Annotated in this window: 24 protein-coding genes; 10 read left to right on the plus strand and 14 right to left on the minus strand. The window is 48.3% G+C overall.

The features are described from left to right. Positions 1-13: 13 nt before the first annotated feature. The 10 genes from IC230_RS05805 to IC230_RS05850 all read right to left on the minus strand — a co-directional run bounded on the left by IC230_RS05805 (position 14) and on the right by IC230_RS05850 (position 10327). Entirely contained in the window at positions 14-3484 is a 3471-nt protein-coding gene (locus IC230_RS05805; protein WP_223860355.1) for a SusC/RagA family TonB-linked outer membrane protein, read from the minus strand. A gap of 2 nt (positions 3485-3486) precedes the next feature. Beyond that, positions 3487-4491, minus strand: a complete 1005-nt coding sequence (locus IC230_RS05810) for a FecR family protein (RefSeq protein WP_191038040.1) — start codon at positions 4489-4491, stop codon at positions 3487-3489. Between the two features lie 46 nt (positions 4492-4537). Continuing rightward, positions 4538-5221 (minus strand): RNA polymerase sigma-70 factor, encoded by a 684-nt coding sequence (locus tag IC230_RS05815; RefSeq protein WP_191038041.1) that lies wholly within the window; start codon positions 5219-5221, stop codon positions 4538-4540. 308 nt (positions 5222-5529) lie between these two features. After that, positions 5530-6105 (minus strand): dihydrofolate reductase family protein, encoded by a 576-nt coding sequence (locus IC230_RS05820; protein WP_191038042.1) that lies wholly within the window; start codon positions 6103-6105, stop codon positions 5530-5532. A gap of 291 nt (positions 6106-6396) precedes the next feature. Continuing rightward, the gene (locus tag IC230_RS05825; RefSeq protein ID WP_191038043.1) at positions 6397-7356 is read right to left on the minus strand and encodes a hypothetical protein; all 960 of its coding nucleotides are present in this window, start codon (positions 7354-7356) and stop codon (positions 6397-6399) included. Then, on the minus strand, positions 7356-7946 hold the full coding sequence (locus IC230_RS05830; protein WP_191038044.1) for an NADH-quinone oxidoreductase subunit B: 591 nt from the start codon (positions 7944-7946) through the stop codon (positions 7356-7358). The genes IC230_RS05825 and IC230_RS05830 overlap by 1 nt, the downstream gene beginning before the upstream one ends. Before the next feature lies 1 nt (position 7947). Further along, on the minus strand, positions 7948-8445 hold the full coding sequence (locus IC230_RS05835; RefSeq protein WP_223860357.1) for a hypothetical protein: 498 nt from the start codon (positions 8443-8445) through the stop codon (positions 7948-7950). Positions 8446-8510: 65 nt separating this feature from the next. Beyond that, the gene (locus IC230_RS05840) at positions 8511-8978 is read right to left on the minus strand and encodes an NADH-quinone oxidoreductase subunit A (RefSeq protein ID WP_191038045.1); all 468 of its coding nucleotides are present in this window, start codon (positions 8976-8978) and stop codon (positions 8511-8513) included. Between the two features lie 34 nt (positions 8979-9012). Further along, positions 9013-9633, minus strand: coding sequence for a porin family protein (locus IC230_RS05845; RefSeq protein WP_191038046.1), 621 nt, complete (start codon positions 9631-9633; stop codon positions 9013-9015). 133 nt (positions 9634-9766) lie between these two features. Beyond that, positions 9767-10327 (minus strand): YqgE/AlgH family protein, encoded by a 561-nt coding sequence (locus IC230_RS05850; protein ID WP_191038047.1) that lies wholly within the window; start codon positions 10325-10327, stop codon positions 9767-9769. A gap of 265 nt (positions 10328-10592) precedes the next feature. On the opposite strand from IC230_RS05850, the gene IC230_RS05855 reads away from it, so the two are divergent. After that, positions 10593-11828 carry a sulfite oxidase gene (locus IC230_RS05855; protein ID WP_191038048.1) on the plus strand — a complete coding sequence of 412 codons (1236 nt, stop codon included), beginning with the start codon at positions 10593-10595 and terminating at the stop codon, positions 11826-11828. Between the two features lie 22 nt (positions 11829-11850). After that, on the plus strand, positions 11851-12255 hold the full coding sequence (locus tag IC230_RS05860; protein WP_191038049.1) for a hypothetical protein: 405 nt from the start codon (positions 11851-11853) through the stop codon (positions 12253-12255). A 103-nt stretch (positions 12256-12358) separates the two neighbouring features. Here IC230_RS05860 and IC230_RS05865 read toward each other — a convergent pair whose 3' ends face one another. Beyond that, positions 12359-12952 (minus strand): DUF4230 domain-containing protein, encoded by a 594-nt coding sequence (locus IC230_RS05865; RefSeq protein WP_191038050.1) that lies wholly within the window; start codon positions 12950-12952, stop codon positions 12359-12361. Between the two features lie 145 nt (positions 12953-13097). After that, complete coding sequence (gene hemA / locus IC230_RS05870) at positions 13098-14396, minus strand: glutamyl-tRNA reductase (protein ID WP_191038051.1); 1299 nt, start codon at positions 14394-14396, stop codon at positions 13098-13100. Between the two features lie 345 nt (positions 14397-14741). Here hemA and IC230_RS05875 point away from each other — a divergent pair, with 345 nt between their 5' ends. Then, positions 14742-15935: a sensor histidine kinase gene (locus IC230_RS05875; protein ID WP_191038052.1), complete on the plus strand. Its 1194-nt coding sequence runs from the start codon at positions 14742-14744 to the stop codon at positions 15933-15935. Between the two features lie 12 nt (positions 15936-15947). On the opposite strand, the gene IC230_RS05880 is transcribed toward IC230_RS05875, so the two are convergent. Then, a complete protein-coding gene (locus IC230_RS05880) occupies positions 15948-16493 on the minus strand; it encodes a hypothetical protein (protein ID WP_191038053.1) in 546 nt (181 codons plus the stop codon). Between the two features lie 38 nt (positions 16494-16531). On the opposite strand from IC230_RS05880, the gene IC230_RS05885 reads away from it, so the two are divergent. Further along, the gene (locus tag IC230_RS05885; RefSeq protein WP_191038054.1) at positions 16532-17608 is read left to right on the plus strand and encodes a LuxE/PaaK family acyltransferase; all 1077 of its coding nucleotides are present in this window, start codon (positions 16532-16534) and stop codon (positions 17606-17608) included. A gap of 10 nt (positions 17609-17618) precedes the next feature. Here the strand turns inward: IC230_RS05885 and IC230_RS05890 are convergent, their stop codons facing one another. Next, a complete protein-coding gene (locus IC230_RS05890; protein ID WP_191038055.1) occupies positions 17619-18143 on the minus strand; it encodes a hypothetical protein in 525 nt (174 codons plus the stop codon). A gap of 164 nt (positions 18144-18307) precedes the next feature. Between IC230_RS05890 and uvrB the strand changes: the two genes are divergently transcribed. The 6 genes from uvrB (at position 18308) to IC230_RS05920 (ending at position 24962) form a co-directional block, all read left to right on the plus strand. Continuing rightward, positions 18308-20329, plus strand: coding sequence for an excinuclease ABC subunit UvrB (uvrB, locus tag IC230_RS05895; protein WP_191038056.1), 2022 nt, complete (start codon positions 18308-18310; stop codon positions 20327-20329). Between the two features lie 245 nt (positions 20330-20574). Next, positions 20575-21645: a hypothetical protein gene (locus tag IC230_RS05900; protein WP_191038057.1), complete on the plus strand. Its 1071-nt coding sequence runs from the start codon at positions 20575-20577 to the stop codon at positions 21643-21645. 115 nt (positions 21646-21760) lie between these two features. Beyond that, positions 21761-22540: a tRNA pseudouridine(38-40) synthase TruA gene (truA, locus tag IC230_RS05905; protein WP_191038058.1), complete on the plus strand. Its 780-nt coding sequence runs from the start codon at positions 21761-21763 to the stop codon at positions 22538-22540. A 131-nt stretch (positions 22541-22671) separates the two neighbouring features. Then, on the plus strand, positions 22672-23553 hold the full coding sequence (locus IC230_RS05910) for a cell division protein FtsX (RefSeq protein ID WP_191038059.1): 882 nt from the start codon (positions 22672-22674) through the stop codon (positions 23551-23553). 108 nt (positions 23554-23661) lie between these two features. After that, positions 23662-24000: a DUF3098 domain-containing protein gene (locus tag IC230_RS05915; RefSeq protein WP_191038060.1), complete on the plus strand. Its 339-nt coding sequence runs from the start codon at positions 23662-23664 to the stop codon at positions 23998-24000. A 119-nt stretch (positions 24001-24119) separates the two neighbouring features. Then, positions 24120-24962 carry an undecaprenyl-diphosphate phosphatase gene (locus tag IC230_RS05920; protein ID WP_191038061.1) on the plus strand — a complete coding sequence of 281 codons (843 nt, stop codon included), beginning with the start codon at positions 24120-24122 and terminating at the stop codon, positions 24960-24962.

Consider the following 24962-nt stretch of genomic DNA (forward strand, 5'->3'; position numbering starts at 1 on the left):
CTCAGGAAAGAATTTAAAATTTCAGATTTAGGCCAACTAACACGGTTTTGGCCGATGGATAAGCCCCGTAATCCAGCCCCTGGCTCAATGAGGGGCCCTGGCTCGTTGAGGTGCCACCGTAGCGGTTTACTTCGGGGTCGTAGCCGGTATAGTTGGTGATCGTGAACCAGTTTTGCGCCGTTACGTACACGCGGGCCGAGCTGATTGCCAACCGGTCCAGCAGTGTGCGGGGGAGGGCGTAACCCAGCGAAATATTTTTGAACCGCAGGTACGATGCGTCTTCGATCTGAAACGTCGACAGAATCCGTGAACCGCCAGCGCTGTTGGCACGTGGGATGGTATTGCTGGGATTCGTGGGTGTCCACCGATCCAGCACCCGTGCAGACTGGTTGCTGCCGCCCGTCAGGTTCAGGAGATCGAAGCTGCCGTAATTCAGCAGGTCATTGCCGAAGGTGCCCTGAACGAAAATGTTGAGATCGAAGCCTTTGTAGGAGAAGGTGTTGTTAAATCCCCCAAATGAATTTGGATTAGAATTGCCGATAATGTCGCGGTCGTTGTCATTAATGACGCCGTCTCCATTCAGATCTTTGTAACGGATGTCGCCGGGTTTGGCAGTACCCTTCTGTGCCGAGGCATCGATCTCGGCCTGATTCTGGAAAATACCATCTATGACCCGACCATAAAAATTACCCAGCGGACTGCCTACTTTCAATAGGATGGGATTAACCGCCGTATTGAAAATCAGGGCGTCGGTGCCGGTTGTAAACTGCTCCCGACCGTCGAGCGTCAGAATCTTGTTCTGGTTAAACGTAACGTTGAATTCCGACGTCCAGCGAAAGCCGCCTTTATCGATATTGACCGTGTTCAGGGCTAATTCAAATCCTTTGTTCTGCACGCTGCCAACGTTTTTCAGGGTTGTCGAAAAGCCGGATGACGTTGGAATACCCACCCGAAACAACAGATCGGAGGTGGTTTTGACGTAGTAGTCGGCGGTCACCTGAACCCGGTTATTGAACAGCCCGAAATCCAGCCCCGCGTCGAATTGAGCGTTTCTCTCCCAGCGCAGGTCAGGGTTAGCCACCCCTGCCGTGGTCGCCCCCACATTGAGCGTACCACCCAGAATGTAGGGGGAAGCACTGATGTTGGCCAAATACTGGTAGTTCCCGATTTCCTGATTCCCCGATAACCCGTAACTCAGCCGCAGTTTGGCGTCGGAAATCATTGTCAGGTTTTTCATCCATTTTTCGTTCGCCAGCTTCCAGGCGATGGCTCCCGAAGGAAAAAATCCAAATTTGTTGTTTTCGCCGAATCGGCTCGACCCATCCCGCCGACCGGTCAGCGTCAGCAGAAAGCGGTCGTCAAACCCGTAATTGACCCGGGCGATATACGAAATCAGCCGCCAGTCGCTGGCTCCTGAGCTGGGTGCTGTTAGCGTTGAACCCGCTCCGAGATTATTGAACTCGGCAAAATCGTCGGAGAACGTACTGGCGTTAGCCGTTACGGTTTCGGCGGCAAGCCCCTGAATCGTGTAGCCCAACAGCGCACTCAGAGTATGGCGGGGCGACAGTTGACGGCTGTAATTCAGCGTGTTTTCGTTCAGCCAGCCAACGTTCTGGTTATTGGATACAGCCGCATCACCCCCCAGGGTAGCGCCCGCTGTAGTTAGGCGCGTTGCATAATAATTGGTTTTGCCACTTTGCAGATCCGCCCCGAAACTGGTTCGAAAATTTAGTCCCTCCACAATCGAGTAGTCCAGAAATGAATTGGCCAGTAACCGGATCGTTTGGGTGGTATTGGTGATTTCGTTCGCAATCGCAAGTGGATTATCCACGCCGTAGCCATTCAGAGCGCCTGTGTTTTTATAGTAACTGCCGTCGGCATTATAAACCGGGAAATTAGGTGCATACGTCAGGGCGGCACTCGTTATACCTCCGCCATTGGTACCATCTACATCGGTTCGCGCGTTGTTGCCGGTTGTGTAAGCCCCCTGTATAGTTAGCCCCGCTTTTAAGCGCGATGTCAGGTTATTGTCGAGATTGGCACGTAGCGTATACCGCTTGAAATTTGAGTTCAGGATGATTCCCTGCTGATCGTAATAGCCGAACGAAACCGCATAACGCGACTTATCGGACCCACCCGACGCCGACAACTGATGACTCTGGATGGGGGCCTTCTGAAAAATCAGCGACTGCCAATCGGTGCCGGCGCCTAAGGTAGAAGGCAGGGGAAGATCCGCTGTAGATCCATCGAAATAGGGTTTTCCACCCCCGTTTACGCGCGCTTCATTGACAAATTCGGCGAATTGCTGGGCATTGAGCAGCGGAATCTGGTGCCGAACGGACTGACTCCCGTAATAGCCATCGTAGCTGATAACCGTCTTGCCTGCTTTGCCGCGTTTGGTTGTCACAAGCACGACGCCGTTGGAACCCCGGGAGCCGTAAATGGCAGTTGCGGAAGCATCCTTCAACACCTCAATGCTTTCGATATCATCGGTATTGATGGAATTCAGATTTCCCGTTGGAAATCCATCGATTACGTAGAGCGGGTCATTGCTGGCGTTCACCGAACCTGACCCACGGATACGTATCGTGGCACTTCCGCCCGGGCGCGCTGAGTTGGTGATCACCTGTACCCCCGCTGCCCGGCCCTGCATGGCGCGATCGAGCGAAGGAATAGGGGTTGCTTTGATATTCGCTTCGCCTACTTTGGCAACGGCTCCGGTCAGATCGCTTTTCTTAACGGTACCATAACCCACGACCACAACTTCGTTCAGCGATTTATCATCAGGCTGCAACTGCACATCCAGACTCGTCCGATTGCCAACGGGGAGTTCCTGGCTTGTATAGCCGACGAAGCTGAAAACCAGAATTGTTTTGTCGTTGGGAACCGCCAGCTGATAATTTCCTTCGGCGTCAGTATTTGTACCGCGAATCGTGCCTTTGATCACTACGTTGACGCCTGGTAAGCCTTCCCCTTTTTCGCCCGTTACGCGCCCACTGACCCGAACATCTGCGGCTACCACTGTCTCCAACGTGGGTGGCAAGGATTGAATAGTCGTAAAATTACCGTCTGGGATCAGTCGCTGGTCAGCCTCGGTAGGAGCGATACTTGCCGACGAATTAGCCGCCTTTACTGGTGCTTTGATGATGTAGTACGCCTGGTCGTTAAGTTTTTTGGCAACCAGGCCGTGGGGTTTCAGCAACGTCTGCAATTGCTTTTCCAGTTTACCGGAACGTAACAGAGCGTCGGGTGTAACGGTGATTCCCTGCACGGTCGTTTCCTCAAACAAAATACTGATCTGATGCTGACGGCTCAGGTTCGTCAGAACCTCTTTTAACTTTTGGGACTCTGCCGGAAGGGTCTGTGTGGTACGTAGCGCCTTGCTTTGCTGACGAGCCAGCACCACCGATTGGGCCAGCGCCAGTTGCTGGCACAGGAAGCCAAGCAGCACCAGCCCCAACTTGGGTAAATGGAAACGTAACATAATTAATTAAGGTAGTTAGGAGTTCGTAATTCGATACGTTGATGGGTTTTTACGATGTTCAGATCCAGTAGCTCCGAAAGGATTTGAAGTAGATCATCCACTTTTTCCGCTTTGAAATTCCCCGCGATACGTCGTTGGGCCAGGGCAGCATCAACAACGACGACGTTGACGCCGAAGCGTTCCCGAATCTGTGCGGCCACTTCGGTCAGGGTGGTATTGTCGAAGTAAAACCAGTGGTCTTTCCAGGCGGTATAAGGCCGGGCGGGTGCCGCCTGCGTAAGCTGGTATTTGCCGGAATTCGCAACGGTCACTACGTTGCCGGGCTTCATGTAAAGCTGTTGACCCTGAGGCAATTCTAATTTTACTTTGCCTTTGTTCAGGAAAACGCGTTTGCCCCGTTCGCGAGCGTACACAACGAACTCAGTACCCAGCACCTCGACCTGGAAATTGTCGGCTGTTCTGACGACAAAGCGCTGATGATTAATCGTATGTGTTACGTTAAATTCACCTTCACCTTCCAGAAACACTTCCCGTGTGTTGTTGCCAAACCCAAACCGCGGGACACGTAACGTCGAGTTGGCATTTAAGATAACCGACGTACCATCCGAAAGTCGATACGTAGCGGTTTGTCCGTAAGCCGTTTCGTACGATTTATACAGGAGTTTTGACCGGAATAGAAACCCGCCCAACAGTGCTACAAGTAGGATCGAAGCGGCAATGCTCCAGCCTCGCCAATTGAATGCCCAGCCCGGACGTATCGTTTTCAGGGTTTTGACCGGTGTATCAACCCGTTCCGAGTTATCCAGAACCGACTGAAAAGAGGCCAGGGCTTTTTCTGCATCAACAGGATACTGAGGCCGTTGACTTTCCCATTCATCTAAATACTGATAGTACGTTTCCTGATTAGCCTCATCAGCCAGCCAGGCTTCCACGTATTTTCGCTGGATAGCCGTAGCCTTTCCATCGAAAAAATCAAAGATCACTTTTTTGGTAAGCGACGGATTCATAGCTAATTCATGGTTTGTCGATTAGACAAGTGGCGGCCTGATGACCTCATATACATACGTAGGAAGCGCTGATCGAAAGCCACAGAATGACCGTTATAAACCACTCCGCTTTTAACTCCTGACGTAGTTTGCTAAGGGCTCTGATCAACAGTTTTTCGACAGCACTCGTGCTGATCTGCATCTCCTGCGCGATTTCAGCGTATTTTTTTCCTTCAATACGACTGAGCAGAAAAGCGCGCTGACACTGGGGAGGCAGGTTCTGAATGACCGACTCAATTTTTTGGTGGAGTTCGCTATAGTGCAGCACCTGGTCGGGTTGCAGCGACGCAGGCATGGATTGGTCATTGGCCGATTCGAGAGAATCCGACTTGTGGAGTTCCCAGCGCAGGTAATTGTACGCCCGATAGCGAACGGCCTTGTAGAGATAAGCCCGGTAGGACGTAGTGATCTGCTCAAAAAGGCGATCCTGCCAAAAGTTGGTGAACACTTCGGCTACTAAATCCTCGGCGACTTCTTTTGAATAGACAAACCGAACCGCATGATTAACCAGATTGGTGTAGTAGCGTCGGAACAGCAATGCGCAACCTTGTTTGGCATCCTGTGCGAATAACTGTCTGAATACAAGCTCATCGTCCGTTACGTTTGCTTCGGATTCGGATTGATGAGTTACAGAAAATAAAGGACTACTATCGGCTTTACGCGGATTGTTGTTTAACGGTAATAGCTGCATACAAACTTCCGTTAAGCGGGTGGTACTTAACATAGACAAGTTTGGACTTTATTACCTCACTATCTCTGAAAAATATTTTTCAGAAAGTAAAATATACGGCTTTTAAAAGGCAGGAATTGAGTTGGATAATGGGAAATGTCGGAGGTATACCATTAGTTCATACCTCCGACATGATGCTGATAGTGAGATTATTATGATATAAATATAGGATAGCAGCGGTCGACCGTTTCTCTGTGATAAATTAGTCACAACCTACGTTATTGATTCGTGAGTAGGTTCGTAAACAGTCTGGTACTTATAAAGCAGATTTAGGTCCGCAGCGATCCAACATGTCGGTACGTGTTTATCAGCACGCCCGTGGATGTAACCTTCGTGCTGACCAAAGAAAGTTCGCGTGGGTCGGCACTCTCCGAAAAAAAGCGTTTGCCCCGGCCCAGCAGGATCGGGTAGACAAGCAGCACAACCTCGTCGGCTAGTCCTTGATCGAGCAACACCGACGTCAGTGTTGAACTTCCCCAGACAATCAGATCAGGACCATCGGTTGATTTGAGGCCACGAATGCCCGCCAGAATGTCCGAGCCTAAATCCTCGACAGGGCCCCATTCGAGGTTGTCTGGCCTGTGGGTCGCCACGTATTTCGTCGCAGCATTCAGACTGTTCGCCATGGAAGTATTCCCGACCTTCGGCCAGTAGTCGGACCAACTATCATAAGTGCGTCGGCCAAGCAGCAGATCGAAGGGGCTGCCCTGTGCCTCCAGAGCAGCCTCTAATCCATCCGGACTTCGATAGGCTGCCTGCCAATTGCCGTGCGCGAAGTTTTCGTCGTTTTCGTGTTGGATTACGCCGTCCAGTGAGGTATGTTCTATAATTCTGATTTTTCTCATGTTGTTTGTTATTCGTTTACTGTTTGCACAAAGTTAAACTGAACGAGGTACGTTCATGAGGGGTAATCGCGACAATATAAGGGCGTTTTTGTGACCATTTGCAACTGTCCAAACCGAAGCCGGGCCCGCAACGATTGACCGTGCCGGAACGGTGATAATTTATCGGCTTGTGACCAAGTCTGTAAAGTGGTGGAGACGCTTTTTAGACTAAACATTATCCACGTGGTACAGGCTCTGTAAAGCCTTTACAGACTTAGTCGCGAGTCAATAACTGGATTATAAGTCGGGAGATTATTCCAGTATTGACGGAGGAGTTTCCTCATCTGGAGTTGATTCCTGAACAGGGGCAGGTGTCGGTTGGGGAGGAGCTATTGGCTGGGGTTTCGGCAGGACTTGGTAAATGGCATAAGCTGTCCCCAACGACCAGACTTTCAGGCCAACCCGAGCGAAAATCAGTGTTTGCTGAACAACGAGCATGAGCAGAATCGTGAGCCAGCCGCTCATTAGAATCGCGTCGTCAATCAGAAAATAAATGCCGAAGAAACCGGTTCCGATCAGAATCAGCAGAAAATACAAACCGTACGTTTTGCCAACGTTACGTAGCACCAGCCGCCCCGCCCGGCCAAAGGCGCGGAAGGCTTTGTGCTCATCTTCCTGAACCATCAACACTTTGGCGTAGTCGCCAATGCAGAGAAAAAAGGTAGCCGTTAAGGCAAACAGAATGAAAAATATGAGGCCAATCCAGAACTGACCACGTTCGGTGAACGTATCACTCAAGGCAACGCCGATCAACGTGCCCAACACCAGCCAAAGGCCACCCCCAATAATGACAAATAGGAGCGTAACGCCAAACAATCGCAAAAACCGACCGACGTAGTAGCTAGAGGCTTGCCAGAACATGCCGACCGAGAAAGGTTCAGGAGAACGTAACGCCGTAAACTGCGTAAAGCGAGCCAGAATGCCGCCCGCGAAAAATATACTCAGAAATACGTACACTAGCCCCAGCCAGCGACTAACACTCATCAGGGGAGCAATGACCCGTTTGCTGCGGTGCATGAAATCCGAAAAAATGGTGTAGTCGAACCCGTTCAGCAAATCCAGGAAAGCCAGCGAATTTTGGTCTTCTACCTTGAGTGTATTGTAAAACGGTAAGGCTGCCACCAGGCCCAGAACCAACGTAATAACATACAGAAGCCATAGCAATTTGGCTGACCGAAGAGTTTGCTGAAGGGCCGTAGACAGAGCATTCATCAGATCGGGGTCGAAAGGTCCTGGTCATCGGGTTGAACCGATTTCTCTGACGAAGATACAAGCTGTTGGGCTTCCAGCTGTTGTTGGTCCAATGTCCTCTTGTCAAGCAAAGGATGCTCGGTCCGGATTTTTTCCTGTAATTTCAGAAAACCGTCGATCAAGGCTTCGGGGCGGGGAGGGCAGCCAGGTACGTACACATCAACTGGGATAATCCGATCAACGCCCTTCACGACGTGGTAACCATGCTGCCAGTACGGCCCGCCACAATTTGAGCAGGAACCCATTGAAATGACGTAGCGCGGTTCAGGCATTTGTTCATAAAGACGCCGAATTCGATCCGCCATCTTATACGTCACGGTGCCCGACACAATCATAATGTCGGCCTGCCGGGGGGAAGGGCGCGGGAAAATGCCGAAGCGTTCGAGGTCATAACTGGCGGCAAACGTCTGTATCATTTCAATGGCGCAGCAAGCCAACCCAAAACCCAGCGGCCACAGCGATTTTTCGCGCGACCAGTTCAGCAGTTCTTCAGAATGCAACAAAATGACGCTGGCTTCGCCGGTTTTATTGGATGTTGAGTCGGGAGTCATATTACTGAAGCGGTTTGGGTAATCGATACATGAAATCTTGTTGATAGCGAACACTAAAGGGTTCCAACTGACGAAGGAGAAACGTTGCCGGATCGACCAGTTGTAAGGGTCGAATAACCCGACGCGTTAGCCTGCCAACGGCAGAACCAATCACTACCCCTCCGGCTGCTCCGCCTGCTATCGCAAAGGTAAGGGTTAATCCATGTGAAACAGGACTGCGAGTCTGATTCGTGCGCAAAGACTGATTAGCTAGATAACCGACCAACAATCCCCCCAGAACCGCGCCTGTAATCACTGCGGGCGTTTGATTTTTTCGACGAATAGCCACCTTGCGTATCCGATCAATAGGAATCCGGCCATCATCCGTTCGCCAGGTATTTCGTTCCTGCGTGAGGTAGAGATGCGAATTATCAATATCGCTCAATACACCACTGAAGCGATTTCCTTCTGTTGTTACAATCTTTACCCAATAGGCATCAACAGCCAGTTGTTGAGCCAATAAACAGGTTGATAATGAGCTGATAAAGAATACGTTTATCAACCAGCAACAAGATAGAAAGCGATTCAACGTTTGTAGCGTTCGTTGACCTGTTTATACAAGTTGGCCGGTACCTTGGTCTCGATCGTTGGGATTTTCGGCTGTGGCTTCACCCAGTCCAGATACCCTTTCGCCCAGACGTAAGCGAGTCCTAATGCCAGAATGACAACGAAAAGTACGGCTTCTGTCAGGGCAAACCAGCCCCACAGTCCGCCAGTAGCCTTGATGAGGCTGGCCTGCCCAAATACGGTGGCCCAGGGAAACAGAAAGACCAGCTCCACATCGAACAACACAAAAACCAGCGCTACTACGTAGAACCGGATATTAAACTGTACGTTGGCATTACCTATTGGCTCTTCCCCCGATTCATACGTACTGTTTTTCTCGACATTCGGTCTGTGCGGACGTAGCATCCGCGCTACAAACAGCACGATGGCTATGAACGCGAAAGCGCCCAAAATAAACAGGAGAATAATACCAAAATCGGAAAGCATAAGTTTGGTTGTGTAGAGACGCATATTTGCGTCTCTACTTTTTCTTCTTGTTCGGAAAAATATTGTATACCAGAGCGATCTGAAGATTTCGGTTATTGTAAATCGCTGTGGCTTCGGGCGATATGTTGGTCAGGCCATGAACGTATCGAATGTGCAGGCTGAATTTGTTGAGCATGTCCAGGAAATCATAATGCACGCCCGCGGCTATGCCAAAATCACTCTTCGCGCCAGGTCCACCCGTTTGGCCAGCATTGAGGGCATAACTAAACTCGGGTCCGGCTTGTATCGTCAACCCTTCCGTTGGAATAAACCCTAGTAAAATTGGAAGGCTTGCGTAATAATAGGAAACCCCATTGGTTGTACGGGCACCTGTGGTACTGCCTGCTACTTCCTGCTGAAAGGTACCCCCTCTGACAGAAAGCAATGCTTCGGGCTGAACTACAAGCCGATTATACCGATAGCGATACATAACACCCAGATGGGGTTCCAGCGCCCGTTTAGGAATGTTTTGGCTCGCGCCCGAAATGGCTATTTGTGTGAAGTTAGCGCCAACTTTTACCCCAAAATGACCACCGACAGGTTTATTGCTCTGCGCCGATACGACGCCAGATAAGGTAATTGAAAAAAGAAAAAAGAGTAATCGATACGTATGCATACAGAACGTTTAAAAGAGCGTTTACCTTTCGATAACGTAATAGTACCGAAGGGTTGGACTCGAGACCGCACAAAATTGGTTAAAAAAAGTTAAGAAGCGGTCGTTACGTTGCCGAGCGAAGTCAATGAACCAATTAATTGAGCCGTGGATCGACTGGATAATGGGCAATGGACTTGTATTCGCCCCCCATTTGCTTTAATACGCCCCGCCAAAATTCTTTCGTAGGTGTATCGAACAGAAAGTCGGTTGTGGTGCGACTGATGATCCAGGCTTTCTGAAGCAATTCAGCGTCTAGCTGACCCTCGCTCCAGCCAGAATAACCAATAAAAAAGCGAGCATCGCGCTCCGTGAGCGTACCCAGATTGATAGCCTGTTTGACCTGGTCAAAATCACCACTCCAGTATAAACCATTGATCAAGCGGGTTGACCCATCGATCAAATCGGGACGGCGGTGAATAAAATGCAACGTATTTTGCTGTACCGGACCACCAACAAATAAAGGAAGGTCGGGATGTACGTCCTCGATTACGTCGCCCAGGTGAATATCCGTCTGTTGATTCAGCACCAACCCAAACGTACCTGATGGGCTGTGTTCGCAAACCAGTACCACACTTCGATCAAAATTTGTGTCGCCCATGAACGGTTCGGCGATTAGCAGATCTCCATTCTTGACGGTTGATGGGGTCGTATTCATAAGCTATCAGGGCATTTGACAAATTCTTATAAACAAACGCTTTTTCAAAAGCTATATTGATTAAAAACTCTTAAATACACTATTCGGGCCAGCAAAATGTTCTTACGGTACATCCGTTAATTCCGATGAAATAAACTGGATTACGTGGTTTCACCAATGCGAGCGTTAATTTTGCAAAGGGTATTACTTTCGTTTGTCTGGTGAGACGCACAATCGAGTGATAAGTTACCAAAATTTCCTGATCGTAAAATACGAAAAAGAATCAATGCAAAATCAGATTCATGACCGACGAGGTTTTCTGCAAAAAAGTGCATTAGCTACGCTGGCCGCTTTAGTCGGCACTGAAGTAGTTTTCGCTGAGAAAATACCCCCGCATTACGTACCATTAGCCTTTGATTATGACCCGCTTAAAGGGAAAAGCCCGGATATGAAGGTGCTGGGTGATAAGCCCTGGAATGTTGAAACACCCGTTCATTTATTGGATGATGCCATTACGCCCGTTGAAAAGATGTTTGTCCGCAACAATGGCCTGATTCCAGCGGCACCAACTGACTTAACGAAATGGGCGCTTATTATAAATGGAGAGTCGGTAAAAACCGTAAAAACGTATAGCCTCAGTGATCTGAAGAAGCGATTCAAAAATTATACGTATCAGTTAGTGCTGGAGTGCGGAGGAAACGGCCGATCGGGATACGAGCCCCAGACAACGGGCAATCCGTGGGATCAGGGAGCCGTTAGCTGCGCTGAATGGACGGGCGTTCGGCTGAAAGATATTCTGGCGGATGTCGGGCTGAAAGATGATGCGGTTTACATCGGTTATTACGGAAACGACCCGCACTTAAGTCAGGACCCAACGAAAGTAGCTATTTCACGAGGAGTACCGATCAAAAAAGCGCTTGAGGATGAAACACTGATTGCCTGGGCTGTCAACGGACGGGATATTCCGCTGGAACATGGCTACCCGCTTCGGTTAGTTATTGGCGGATGGCCCGCATCAGTATCGGGGAAATGGCTGCATACGATTGCCGTACGTAACAAAATTCACGATGGCGCCAAGATGGAAGGGCATAGCTACAAAATGCCGATCCGACCGGTAGAACCCGGTGAAAAAATTCCTGAAACACCTGAAAACTTCCGCATCATCGAGTCGATGCCGGTCAAGTCGCTCATTACGTATCCAAAAACGGGGGCCACGATCGACATTAAGAAAACCCTGGCGTTACGGGGTCATGCCTGGGCGGGAGATCGGGACGTGTCGGAAGTGCATACGTCTGTTGATTACGGCACTACGTGGCAAAAAGCGAAACTGGAACGTCCTAAAAACCGATTGGCCTGGCAGCACTGGACCGCCGACGTTACGTTCCCACAACAGGGTTATTATGAAGTGTGGGTGCGGGCTACCGATAATAAAGGTGTAATGCAGCCCATGGTAATTCCCCAATGGAATCCCGGCGGTTATCTTAACAATGCCTGTCATCGAATCGCCGTAAAAGCGGTATAAACAGGCTAAATCCTGCAACGTAATGAAATTTATAACAGCTATTTTCTTTGTCGGGTGTGTATTGGTCGGGCTGGTTAGCTTTCGTCCATCTCAGCTGAACCGGATGGCCCCAATATCGGCTAGGGCGGATACCGTAAAAATTGACAAGGAAACGGGATTGATAGATGATTCAAACCTGATGATGGTGAAGTCCCAGTGTACGGCCTGTCATTCCTCAAAATTGATTCTACAGCATCGTTTCACACGAGCAGGCTGGGTGGAGCGCATCCGCTGGATGCAGAAATACCACAAGCTCTGGGATTTGGGTGAATCCGAAAAAGTGGTACTGGATTATCTTGAGAAGAATTACGGCCCTCAAACTGGAGAATCAAGAGCCGCTTTCCGACGTGCACCGTTAAAAAAAGTAGAGTGGTATAAACTGAACTGACGCTATCCGAAATATATCAATTGACCACAGAGGCACGGAGAACACAAAGTTTTGGCATTACAGTAGCTTTGTGTTCTCCGTGCCTCTGTGGTTCAACTATGTTTTATTCTCGAAATTTTAGTCTAATTTTCTTGCCCGAGATACGTTCCAGCAGAGGACGTAGCATTTGGTCGGCGTTGTGTCGGGTTTGATCGAGAATACCACCTGTTAACGCTGATTGCCGAACCTGACGCTCTGCCTGTCGATAAGCATCGCTGACCAACTGCGATTCGTTCAGGAATGAAAAATGGGTATCATAAACCCGTGAACGGTCGTGATTAATTTTCCAGCCGCAGAGTTCAGGCTTGGGTAGCTGCACTGTAACTGAGTCACCATCGGCAACAATATCAGTCTGGGCAATCTGAGTTAAGTCGATACAGCCTGTAGCTTCTCCTTCCACAATGAGAACCGCATTGGCATTGGGTAGGAACGTATTGACTTGCTCATGCTCAACAATATCCTTGAACGTATATTTCACTAACTCCAGCTTCCCCAGCGACGTAACTTCTTTCAGAATGATGCTTTGCGTTGTTTTGTCGCCACGTCGAAAACGACTCAGGTAATCATTGCCCCGAATTTGTTCCCAGATCGCAATCAATCCGGCTACGACTACAGCGACAAGAAACAGACGAAAAAGGGCATTGATGAGTCGGGTCATAATTTTTGTTATGCTGACGAAGGAAGCATCTTCTCTCAGCTATTTTTTGCTCATCCGAAGATGCTTCCTTCGTCAGCATGACAAAAATAGAAAACTCCCGAGTCGTTGCCGAATCGGGAGTTTTGATGATTGAAATATCGCGGGACTAATAACTACGTTTGGGCTCGTCGGCGGTCTGTTTTTCTAAATCAAACAGATCATTTAGTACGTCGATAAGGGTTTCGGCTTCACCCCGTTTACAGGCTGCTTTGAGTTGAAGCACGGGCAGTTTGATAATTTTCTGCATGATCCCTCGCGTAATCTTGTCTATTTTTTCCGACTCATCGGGAGTTAAATGTTTCAGGTGCCGGGCAATTTCATCGCGACGGATTTGTTCCAGCGCGTTCTTAAGTTTATTGATCGTTGGCGATACAACCATCTCCTTCGACCAGTCGCCGAATTCCGCTACGGCCTGTTTGATAATTGACTCGACCTGTGGAATGGCCGCCAGGCGTTGCTGAAGAGCTTCGTCAGCGCGTTTGCGGATATTGTCGATGTTGTAAACTAATACACCGGGAATCTGTTCAACAGCCGCATCAACACTACGTGGTACGGATAAGTCAATAAAATATTTGAACGTAAGGACCTTTATGTCCTGCAACAACTCGGGCGTGATTAGGGGGTCATCAAGCATGACCGACGAGATAATCACGTCAGCCCGCCGAATTTCATCGGTTAGGTCGGCGAAGTTAGCTACCCGAAAACCGAGTTGATCAGCCAGCGCTTCAGCTTTCGCCTGGGTTCGGTTGCAGAGAGTAATATTTGCTCGGCTCCACACTCCTCCAGATCGGGCTTCTAAGTTCTTGCAGACGTCTGTTCCAATTTCGCCTAAACCAATTACCAGTACGTTAGGGCTTTGGTGTTCACCAACCAACTCGTCAATCAATTCGACGGCTGCATACGAAACTGACGCGGCCCCATCCCGGAACGGGGTTTCCTGGGCTACTCGCTTGTTCGTGAAGAAAATGGTATGCATCAGCCGGTGCAAAAATGGACCAGCCATTTCTAAATCGGCTGACCATTGATACGACTGTTTCACCTGATTAGGAATCTGCATATCGCCTACAACCTGCGAATGCAAACCGACGCAAACTTCAAATAAGTGTCGAACGGCGTCGTTATGCAAATCGAAAAACTGGAAATAAGGCAAATAATTGTCTGTATTCGTCAATCCTTTTTCGATCAACAACAGCCGGGCGATATCATTATTAAGATCCTGTTCAAAAGCGTAATACACTTCTGTTCGATTACAGGTCGAGATAACCAGTAGGTCAGTTAGCCCAAAAAAATCCCGAAGCCGGAGCATAAGTCGCTTGGCTTCATCTTCGTTAAGTGCAATTAATTCCCGCACCTGAAGAGGTGCTGTTTTGTGGGACAAACTAATTGCTTTGAAGGTGTCTAACATTGGTATAATGGTACTAATCGGCATCAGCCATTACAAAATTACAGCATAATTGCCGGACATAGATATGTCCTGACTGATCGGTTTGCTATTTAGAATTCATCCAAATAGATGAGTGCTGTCTTTGCTCAATCCTATTCATATTTGAAACAAGAACCGTCAGTCAGACGTTCGATTTTACACCATTAAAGCGCTTTTAACGTTAACAGAGGGATACATTGGTTCCATATGAGCTGAATACGGAGACTTAAGCCGATTGGTTGCTTATTCATTCTATTTTTACACCATGATGAACGCTATTTATGAAGGTCTTTCAGCGATTTTGGCCGAAATAGGTAGCACGATGATATGCTAAAGTCATTTGACATTTATAGTCAGAATAATATTCTGAAAATTATAGTAGCGCTTAATCTGTTGCTGGTCGGAACAGGATCGCTACTGTATACGGATCGGCTCATTACCAAATTGGAAACCCGGGAGCAGCAATATGTGCAGCTTTATGCAAGCGCCATAGGCTATTTGTACGGATCGAGCCATCCCGACGCGGGCGACCTGACCTTTGTTACAAGCGAAATTTTACAGGCTAATAAGTCAATCCCAGTTATTTATGTGAATCCGAACAATCAAATAGCTGGTGAATTAAATGTAGGTTTTCCCGAAGGTACAACGGATGAGGAAAAGGAACCCTTTCTACGGAAAACGATTATTGAAATGCGGAAAGAACACTCACCTCTAATTGTTAACATAGGAGATGGGCAGCAGGGTTTAGTTTATTACAGTACCTCAAAATTATTACGTCAGCTAACGTATTTTCCTTACGCTTTGCTGGCCATTCTAACGGCTTTGGGGGTACTGGCTTACCTGGCGTTCAGCTCATCACGGCGGGCGGAACAAAACCGGGTTTGGGTTGGTCTGGCGAAAGAAACGGCTCATCAGTTAGGCACGCCGATGTCGTCGCTCATGGCGTGGGTGGAGTATATGCGTTCTGACCCTGATCAGTTTGACGGATCGATAACCGACGAAATCGAGAAGGATGTACAACGACTGGAAACGATTACCGCCCGTTTTTCGAGCATAGGTTCCGTACCAACGCTAAAAGAAGAGAACCTGAATGATGTCGTGCAGCAGTTTACGGACTATCTGGCGAGACGTATTTCAACGAAGGTAAAAATGAGCCTGTCTAGTCAGCTGCCACCGAATCAGATGGTTAAAATCAACAAATTGCTGTTTGAGTGGGTGATCGAGAACGTCTGCAAGAATGCCGTCGATGCCATGAAAGGTACGGGTGAACTGCGACTGAAGATTATGCCATTACCGCACAAGGAAGTTGCCATTGATATTACGGATACGGGAAAAGGCATCTCGAAGGCAAACATGCAAAAAGTATTCTCGCCGGGTTTTAGTACCAAAAAACGCGGCTGGGGGCTGGGATTAACCTTAGCCAAGCGCATCGTGGAAGAGTACCACGATGGCAGGCTGTACGTGAAAAGTTCAGAAGTTGGTAAAGGAACAACCTTTCGGATTGTACTGAATGCTGACTAACCACAAAAGGGGCTAGTTTTCATAATAAGGGAGTGTAATGGTATCCGTCTCGATAACATTGCTTTCCTGTAGAGCGCGATCCCGAATTTTAATTTGAAATTTGGTAGGAAAGAGCCTGTAACTGGTACCATACTGAAAAATTTGCGTAAAATCGAGAGTCCCTTCAATGGCCCCTCTGGGTTTACCTTTTGTTAGTTCCGGAAAATACAAGGCGTTGTTAACCGATAGCAGAACCTCCTGATACTGCCTGTTTACGAGTCGGAATGTCTTGATCTGGTAATTGCCCCAGCCGCCGTTGGACTTATAGCGAAGCGTATCTGCATTGGAGGGAGGCAGGCCAATACCCAAGTCACCCTGCCCGTCTTTAAATCCAATCGTAATCACCACCGAATCTCGTTTTCCTTGACCTACACCTCTCCCAGCCGCGATTGTATACCGATCGATACCTTTGAAATCAATCGCCGGTACGTCAGAATAATTGGGTTCGTTAAAACAGGAGGATAGAATTAGGCCCATGCCTAACAGAAAGAGATACGGTTGAATTAGTTGCCGTCGCATACTGTTGTATTCGTTGATCAATAAACGCTTTTGTTACTTTGTCTTTTTTATTAACGCTTTCGCCCGAGGCTCAATTGCTTCGACAGGCACTTCGGCAGCAAATTCTAACCCTAAGCCGCCATTTTCACGACCCGCGTACGTTTGAGTCGCTGGCCTTAGCCGTTTTTCGGTATCAGGCACTTTACAATCCGGTTTACAGCAATTACCTGCATCACCTCAATGTTCGGGCTGAACAGATTACGGACTTACGCCGGGTGCCATTCATGCCAATCAGTTTCTTTAAAAACCATACGGTGCTGACCGGAGCCGATATTAACTCTTTTGATACGTTGACTTTTGCCAGCAGCGGCACTACAGGTGAACAGACCAGTCGTCACTACGTACCTGATCCGGCGCTTTATGATGCCATCAGCACGCAGATTTTCGAGCAAACCTATGGTTCACTCCGCGATTTTCATATTCTGGCGCTTCTACCATCTTACCTTGAACGAAATAACTCCTCGCTCGTGTATATGGTTCAGCGATTTATGGACCAAAACGATTCAGATGAATCCGGTTTTTTTCTCCACAACCATCAGGAGCTGACGGAACGGCTTCGTCGCCTTTCTCAGAAGTCCGACGCGAAAAAGATTCTGCTCATTGGCGTTACGTTCGGATTGCTCGATTGGGCTGAATCAGGCCAGGATTTATCGTTTCTGGGGCAGCTTCCGAACCTGATCGTTATGGAAACGGGTGGAATGAAAGGTCGCCGAAAAGAATTGTTACGGGAAGAAGTACACGAAATTCTGATGAGTCGGCTGGGTATACAAACGGTTCATTCAGAGTACGGTATGACGGAATTACTCTCGCAGGCATATTCGCATGGCAAGGGTGTGTTCCAGCCCAGTTCGACGCTACGTGTGTTTCTGCGGGATATCAACGATCCATTTCTGATCTATCCTGACAATTACACTCGAACCGGTGGTATTAACGTAGTAGACTTGGCCAATCTGGACTCGTGTTCGTTTATCGAAACGCAGGATTTGGGCCAGTATGTAGACGAAGAAGCTAATTTTCGCGTCATCGGTCGGTTCGATAATTCGGATGTTCGGGGTTGTAATCTGATGATTTTGTAAAGATTGCGAGCTAATGGATTTCGCCCATCAGCGTACCAATTGCCCCCAGCACGACAACTGCAGCGCCAAGTAGAAGGATAAAAGCTTCTGCGGCACTGAAGCTCGGAAGATAGGCGTTGGGGTGATCCTGTTCGTAGATGTAATTCAGTTGCTTTACAGTAGGGATCAGAAACAGAAACGGCATCAGCAAAAGAGGCAATGCGGCATACTGCATCGGCACTACACGAGCCGAAAAACGCTGCACAATGGCGACAACCACAAATCCCGATGCATAGCCATTGGTTTGACTGCCGGGATGCCCTTTTTCAACGGCAATGTCGTTGATGTAGTCCATAAATGTGTGGACAAAAAAGATGGAAAATACGGCTCGCCAGAACGGGTAAACATCCAGATCGTATAAATCTCTCAGGAAACGCCAGCCTCTGAAAAACCAGTAAATCGTATACAAGCCACCGGTGAAAAAAGAGAGCAGACAAAAAGCCCAGACAGGTTGTTTACGGACGTAGTCAATAGTGTTCGTGTGATTATTTTCCATGAATGAGTTATGTGAATGTCGACAATTGACAATCCTGCTATACAGATTACCTCTAAGTGGAGAGGGTATGATTTCGCCGGTAAATTAAGGTATATATTTTTCAGAAATACCCCTTGTTGCCCATCCTAAATCTTCGTAAATTAGCCAGATTATAAACGGCACGAATGAATTTCAAATTAACCTCAGAATTCCAGCCCACTGGCGATCAGCCAAAGGCCATCGAAAAATTGGTTAAGGGTATAAACGAAGGTGAACCATCGCAGGTACTATTAGGCGTGACGGGCTCTGGTAAGACATTTACAATAGCCAACCTCATTGCTCAAACCAATCGTCCTACGCTCGTCCTGAGCCATAACAAAACGCTGGCAGCTCAGCTTTACGGCGAATTCAAGCAATTCTTCCCTGAAAATGCAGTCGAGTATTTTATCTCGTATTACGACTACTATCAGCCGGAAGCCTACATCGCTACAACCAATACGTATATCGAAAAAGACCTTGCCATCAACGAGGAGATCGATAAGCTACGACTGGCGGCAACGTCGGCCCTGATGAGCGGTCGACGCGACGTGATTGTGGTGGCCTCGGTGTCGTGTATTTACGGCATGGGTAATCCCGAGGAATTTAAACGGAACGTAGTGCGGATTGGCGTTGGCGAACAGATGAGTCGCAACCAGTTTTTACATCAGTTAGTAAGCATACTTTACAGTCGTACAGAAGGCGAGTTCCAGCGGGGAAATTTCCGCGTTAAAGGTGATACCGTCGATCTGTACGTCGCCTACGCTGATTTTGCGTATCGCGTTATTTTCTTCGGCGACGAAATTGAAACCATCCAGCGTATTGACCCTTCGACGGGCCGGAAAATGTCGGATGAGAATCTGGTTACGATCTTCCCGGCAAACCTTTTCGTAACGGGTCGTGATACGTTGAATGGGGCTATTCATGAGATTCAGGACGATATGGTGGCGCAGGTACGTTACTTCGAGTCGGAGTTTCGGGAGCAGGAAGCCACGCGTATTCAGGAACGTACGGAGTTTGATCTCGAAATGATGCGTGAATTAGGTTACTGCTCGGGTATCGAGAACTATTCACGTTACTTCGATCGACGGCAACCGGGGCAGCGACCGTTCTGTCTACTCGACTATTTTCCGGATGATTATTTGATGGTGGTTGATGAGAGCCACGTAACGATTCCACAAATCCGGGCCATGTGGGGGGGCGACCGTTCGCGTAAAACGGCCCTCGTTGATTATGGTTTCCGGCTTCCATCGGCAATGGATAACCGACCGCTTACGTTTCAGGAATTCGAGGATCTGTCGAGCCAGACGATCTACGTATCGGCCACGCCTTCTGATTATGAACTTCGCAAGAGCGAGGGTGTAGTCGTTGAACAGCTTATCCGGCCAACGGGTCTGCTCGATCCTGAAATCGAAGTGCGCCCAAGTCTGAATCAGATCGATGATCTACTGGAGTCGATTGATAGCCGGGTTAAAAAGAACGAACGCGTATTGGTAACGACGCTGACCAAACGGATGGCCGAAGAACTGACGAAATACCTCGATCGGGTAGGCATCAAAACGCGTTATATCCACTCCGAAGTGAAAACGCTTGATCGAGTTGAAATCCTGCGCGATTTACGGCTAGGTAATTTCGACGTACTGGTGGGTGTCAACCTGTTACGTGAGGGCTTGGATTTGCCCGAAGTATCGTTGGTTGCCATTATGGATGCGGACAAAGAAGGATTCCTGCGCGACATCCGATCCCTGATTCAGACAATCGGTCGCGCGGCCCGGAATGCTAACGGAAAAGTAATTATGTATGCCGATCGTATTACCGGTTCGATGCAGAAAGCTATCGACGAAACCAATCGACGCCGGGCGATTCAGATGGAATACAATACCGATAACGGAATCACACCGACAACGGTATTGAAGTCGCGCGAATCGATTATGGGTCAGACCAAAGTGGCCGATTCGAAACCCAAGCATTTTTACGTTGAGCCTGACGAAATTCGTATTGCTGCCGATCCTGTGGTGAGGTACATGGGGAAAGGCGATCTGGAAAAAGTCATCATCGAAACCCAGTCGAAAATGGAGCGAGCTGCCAAAGACCTTGACTTTCTGGAAGCCGCCCGTTTGCGCGATGAATTATTTCAACTGCGGGACAAGCTGAAGAAAGAGACGGCTTAGTTTTCAATGTAAGATACGTAGTACCAAGAATACTGAGGTGATGCAGGCAACTGTGTCACCTCATTGCATTTTAGTGGTTACGCTTCCATAGGACGTAGTAATGCACCCAGACAAATAAATGATGAATGGCTGTTACCTCTGGCTATAAGGGTCGAATTAAGGAATGATTACAGGTTTTTAAGCGCAATTAATGGTTCAAAAAAGTGTCTATCGGCGCCTGGTTCCATTCCTTATTTCACACTATCATGTTTAAATCTATTTGCCTCCTAATTGGACTGACATTCACTGTTGCAACGGCAATAGCGCAGGAAGTGATCACGAATGAGAGTATCATTAATATGGTCAGAGCTAAAGTCGCCCGCGACCTGGTTTTAGACAAAATTAAGGCCAGTGCTTCTCGGTTTAATATGTCGACGAACGGACTGATTGAGCTTAAGCAGGCTACCGTTCCTGACCCGATTGTGGATGCTATGATGCTGGCGTCATCGCCCCTGCCTACGCTTCGGAATCAGGACATCATCGATCTGTATGCGGGTAAAGTGTCCCGCGAGATCATTACCAAAAAAATTCAGTACAGCGAGACCAGTTTCAATCTGTCAACGGATGATATTATTACGCTCAAAAATGCCAAAGTACCTGACCAACTGGTGAAGGTGATGATGGTGCCTAAACGAGCGCAGCAGCAAAGTGCTAATCCGAACCTGATTGCAGGCGCTCTGCCGCCACATCCTGAAACATTGCCCATCGCCACGCGTAATCGATTTGCTGAACCGGGTATTTATTATGAGGAATATAAAACGCCTAAACCACAATACATGCAGTTGGAACCAACTACTACCAACCAGACCAAGACCGGAAGTGTAGGTGAGGCTGTTGCCAATAACTATACGATGGGGATAACAGGCACTACCCAGCGTGTGGGATTGGCCAATAAGTCGGCCAATATGGTTGTTGAAGATAATCGTCCGGTTTTTTATCTGGTTTTTAGCGGAGCCAATCGAAAAACGATGAACAATGTGGCTGAGTCCGTCTTCGATGGCGTGGCCAGCCCCAATGATTTTGTCATGATTCGAGCTAAGGTGAGCGGACGGGGTCGCGAAGTCGTCATTGGGCGACAATCGTCTTACACAAGCGAGTCCGGTTTTGGCACGGGGGCAGTCCCTTTTCGATTCAAAAAGATCAGCAATACGCTATACAAACTGTACTTCGAGCAGGACGTAGCAGCGGGTGAATATGCCTTTCTGTACAACAAAGGCAGCGAGTTCGGCTCATCGCTGAAAATCTATGATTTCTCGCTGAGGAACAATACAAAATAACTGGCTGCCCGATCCGTCAGCTAGAAGGAACAGCCAGGTACCGCTTTGGCAGTGGCTATGCAGGGTTCGTGAAATAACACCGACAAGTCCTGATTAAGCGGTATTTTTGTGCCCGATGCGTTATTTTATTGAATTATCGTACCGCGGTACGGCTTATCATGGCTGGCAGACTCAGGCAAATGGAATTAGCGTGCAAAGTACGCTCGAAGCGGCTCTGACCCAACGACTTGGCACGCCAATTTACGTAATGGGAAGCGGACGCACGGATGCGGGCGTTCATGCGCAGCAGCAATTCGCTCATTTCGATGTGCCGGAACCACTACCGCTAACAGAAACCTTTCTTTATTCCCTGAACTGCATTCTACCCGAAGACATTGCCATACATCGGATCGTTGCGGTTCCGGAAAAGGCCCATGCCCGGTTTTCGGCTATTTCCCGCTACTATCAGTACCACATCACCCGGCACAAAAGCGCATTCCACAGTGGCCTGACCCTTCATTTTCGCCCATTGTTACAAATAGAGAAAATGAATGCGGCCTGCCAGATACTCCTCCAACATACCGACTTTCAGAGTTTTGCCAAAGCGCGCGCTGACGTAACGAACTTTCACTGTCGACTTGATTTTGCCTATTGGTCGTATACAAATGACGATTGCCTGACGTTTCACATTAAAGCAAATCGGTTTCTGTGGGGGATGGTCCGTACAATCGTCGGTACCATGATCGACATAGGGCAGGATCGCCTGAGCCTCGATCGCTTCGAGCAGATCATCCTGGCCCGCGACCGGAATGTGGCGGGTAGGGCAGCGCCAGCAAACGGCCTGTATCTGGTTGAGGTTGGCTACCCAGCAGACATACGGCAAGCATTTGGTAAAGGGCCTGGCGCAAAGGGGTGAGCGGAGTTCATAAAGTGTCCAACCCCCATTGCCATTTACCCCGTACTCTATGCCCTTTTGCTAAATTTTGTTAAATTCGGCCGTTCACCGGTTGAATCCATTATTTTTGTCTCATAACACGAACCCCTTAAATGGCTCGTACGAAAAAAACAGTAGGTGCGTATCCCAGCGGTATTATTTTATTCAGTTTAACCCTGGCTTTGTTTTTAATTGGTTTCTGCGGACTGTTGGCGATTCAGTCGAAGCAACTGGTAACGTATATCCGTGAGAACTATGAAGTCCGGGCTTTTCTGGACAAAGGGCTCAGTTCAAGAAAAGTAGGAAACCTGTCGCGTACGATTGCTGAACAACCTTATGTGCTGGTAACCAATGGCGAACCTCAGGTGACCCTGGTTACAAAAGACGAGGCCGCCAAAGAGTTTATTGCTGAAACAAAAGAAGATTTTTCGAAATTTCTGGGTGAAAATCCGCTGCGTGACAGCTACCGGATAAAGCTTAACGAAGCGTATTTCGACGAAGCAAAGCTACAGGAAGTAAAACAGGATTTGGAGCAGATCAATGGCGTGTTTGAGGTTGTTTATCAGGAAAACCTGGTCGACAACATCAACCGAAACATCACGAAAATTTATATTGTGATGTCGGCGTTTGCCCTAGCCCTGCTGCTGATCATCGTGGTGCTGATGAACAATACCATTCGGGTGGCGATTCATTCACAACGACTGCTGATTCGGAGCATGCAATTGGTTGGTGCTACAAACAGTTTTATTACCCGACCTTTTCTGGGTCGGGGGATGTGGCAGGGCTTTCTGGCAGCTGTTATTGCCATCGGACTGCTCTTGATTGGGTGGGAAGTCGCTAAACATAACTTGCCTGAACTGGGCACTTTTCAGGATCTTGAAAAAGTGATTGCTCTAATGGCGGGTCTGGTAGGATTAGGGATTCTAATTGGTTTTTTGAGTACGTTTCAGGCCGTCCACCGGTATCTGGGCCTAACGTTAGATGAACTTTATTGATGGACAAATGAATAGGCGTGATGGACGATGAGAATGAATAAAACCAGCTTTTGGAAAGTCATTATTCATTTTACATAGTTCATGATATATTGATAACACAGCAAGGACATGGCAAAAGATAAACAATATAGTTCGGCAACGCTGGCTCGCGAAGAAGCCGCCAAAAAAGCACCGGTTACGCCATCGGCATCGCCTAAAATGGCACCGATTCGATCAACGTTATCAGAACCTACCCGTCCGTCAACGTCAGCAGCTTTACCTTTCGGTCAGCAGAACTACGTGTTGATGCTGGCCGGTATCGGAATTATTCTGGCTGGATTTTTTATCATGAGCCTCGACAAAGAAGAATTTGGATTCGGGTTTTTAGGGCTGACGCTCGGCCCGATTGTGGTGATGGGCGGCTTTGTTGTTGAATTTTTCGCCATTCTTGCCCGGCCAAAAGCATAAAAGAGCCGACTATGTAACGGTCCGCCGTAACGATTATAGCATTGTAAAGCTTTCCACTGATAACTTTGCAACGCTATAACCGCTACGGCGGACCGTTTTGTCATTATATAACCTGCTTAATGGAATTAATTCACGCGATTGCGCTGGCGATCATTGAGGGCTTAACCGAGTTTCTGCCGATTTCCTCAACGGGCCACATGATTATTTACTCATCGCTGGCCGGTATTGCTGGTAACGAATTCACGAAACTGTATACCGTCGATATTCAGTTCGGTTGCATTATATCGGTGTTGGTTCTTTATCACCGCCGTTTTCTAGTCAATCGCACGGCAGATTACGTAGCGCCCAGCTACCTGAACTCAGTGCCACCTCAATTGCAGCCGATGGTGGATTTCTATAGTAAACTGCTGATTGCGTTTCTCCCGGCGGCCGTTATTGGTTTTTTGCTGAACGATTTCATTGATTCTCTGCTCGAGAACGTAACGGTAGTGGCCATCTCGCTGCTAGTCGGCGGGATTATACTGCTTTTTATCGATCGTATTGTCAGTCGGCAACCAAAAGATGGCGAGGTAACCGTACCAGACGCGTTACGTATCGGATTCTTTCAGTGCATCGCCATGATTCCGGGCGTCTCGCGGTCAGCGGCAACGATCATTGGCGGTATGTTTCAGGGACTGACTCGTGCTCAGGCCGCTGAATTTTCGTTTTTTCTGGCTGTACCAACCATGGCAGCTGCGTCGGGGTATAAACTGCTCAAAACCTATAAATTACTGCAACCCGCCGATTACCAGACGCTGCTTATCGGTAACGTTATCGCCTTTGTGGTTGGTATGCTGGCGATTCGTGGCTTCGTTGGTTTTCTGACGCGCTACGGTTTCAAAGTCTTTGGCTATTACCGTATTGTCGTAGGATTGCTGTTATTAGGCTTAATGGCGGCTGGCGTCAAATTAGACGTATTGTAA

The sequence above is a fragment of the Spirosoma validum genome, assembly GCF_014699035.1.
Lineage (GTDB): Bacteria > Bacteroidota > Bacteroidia > Cytophagales > Spirosomataceae > Spirosoma > Spirosoma validum.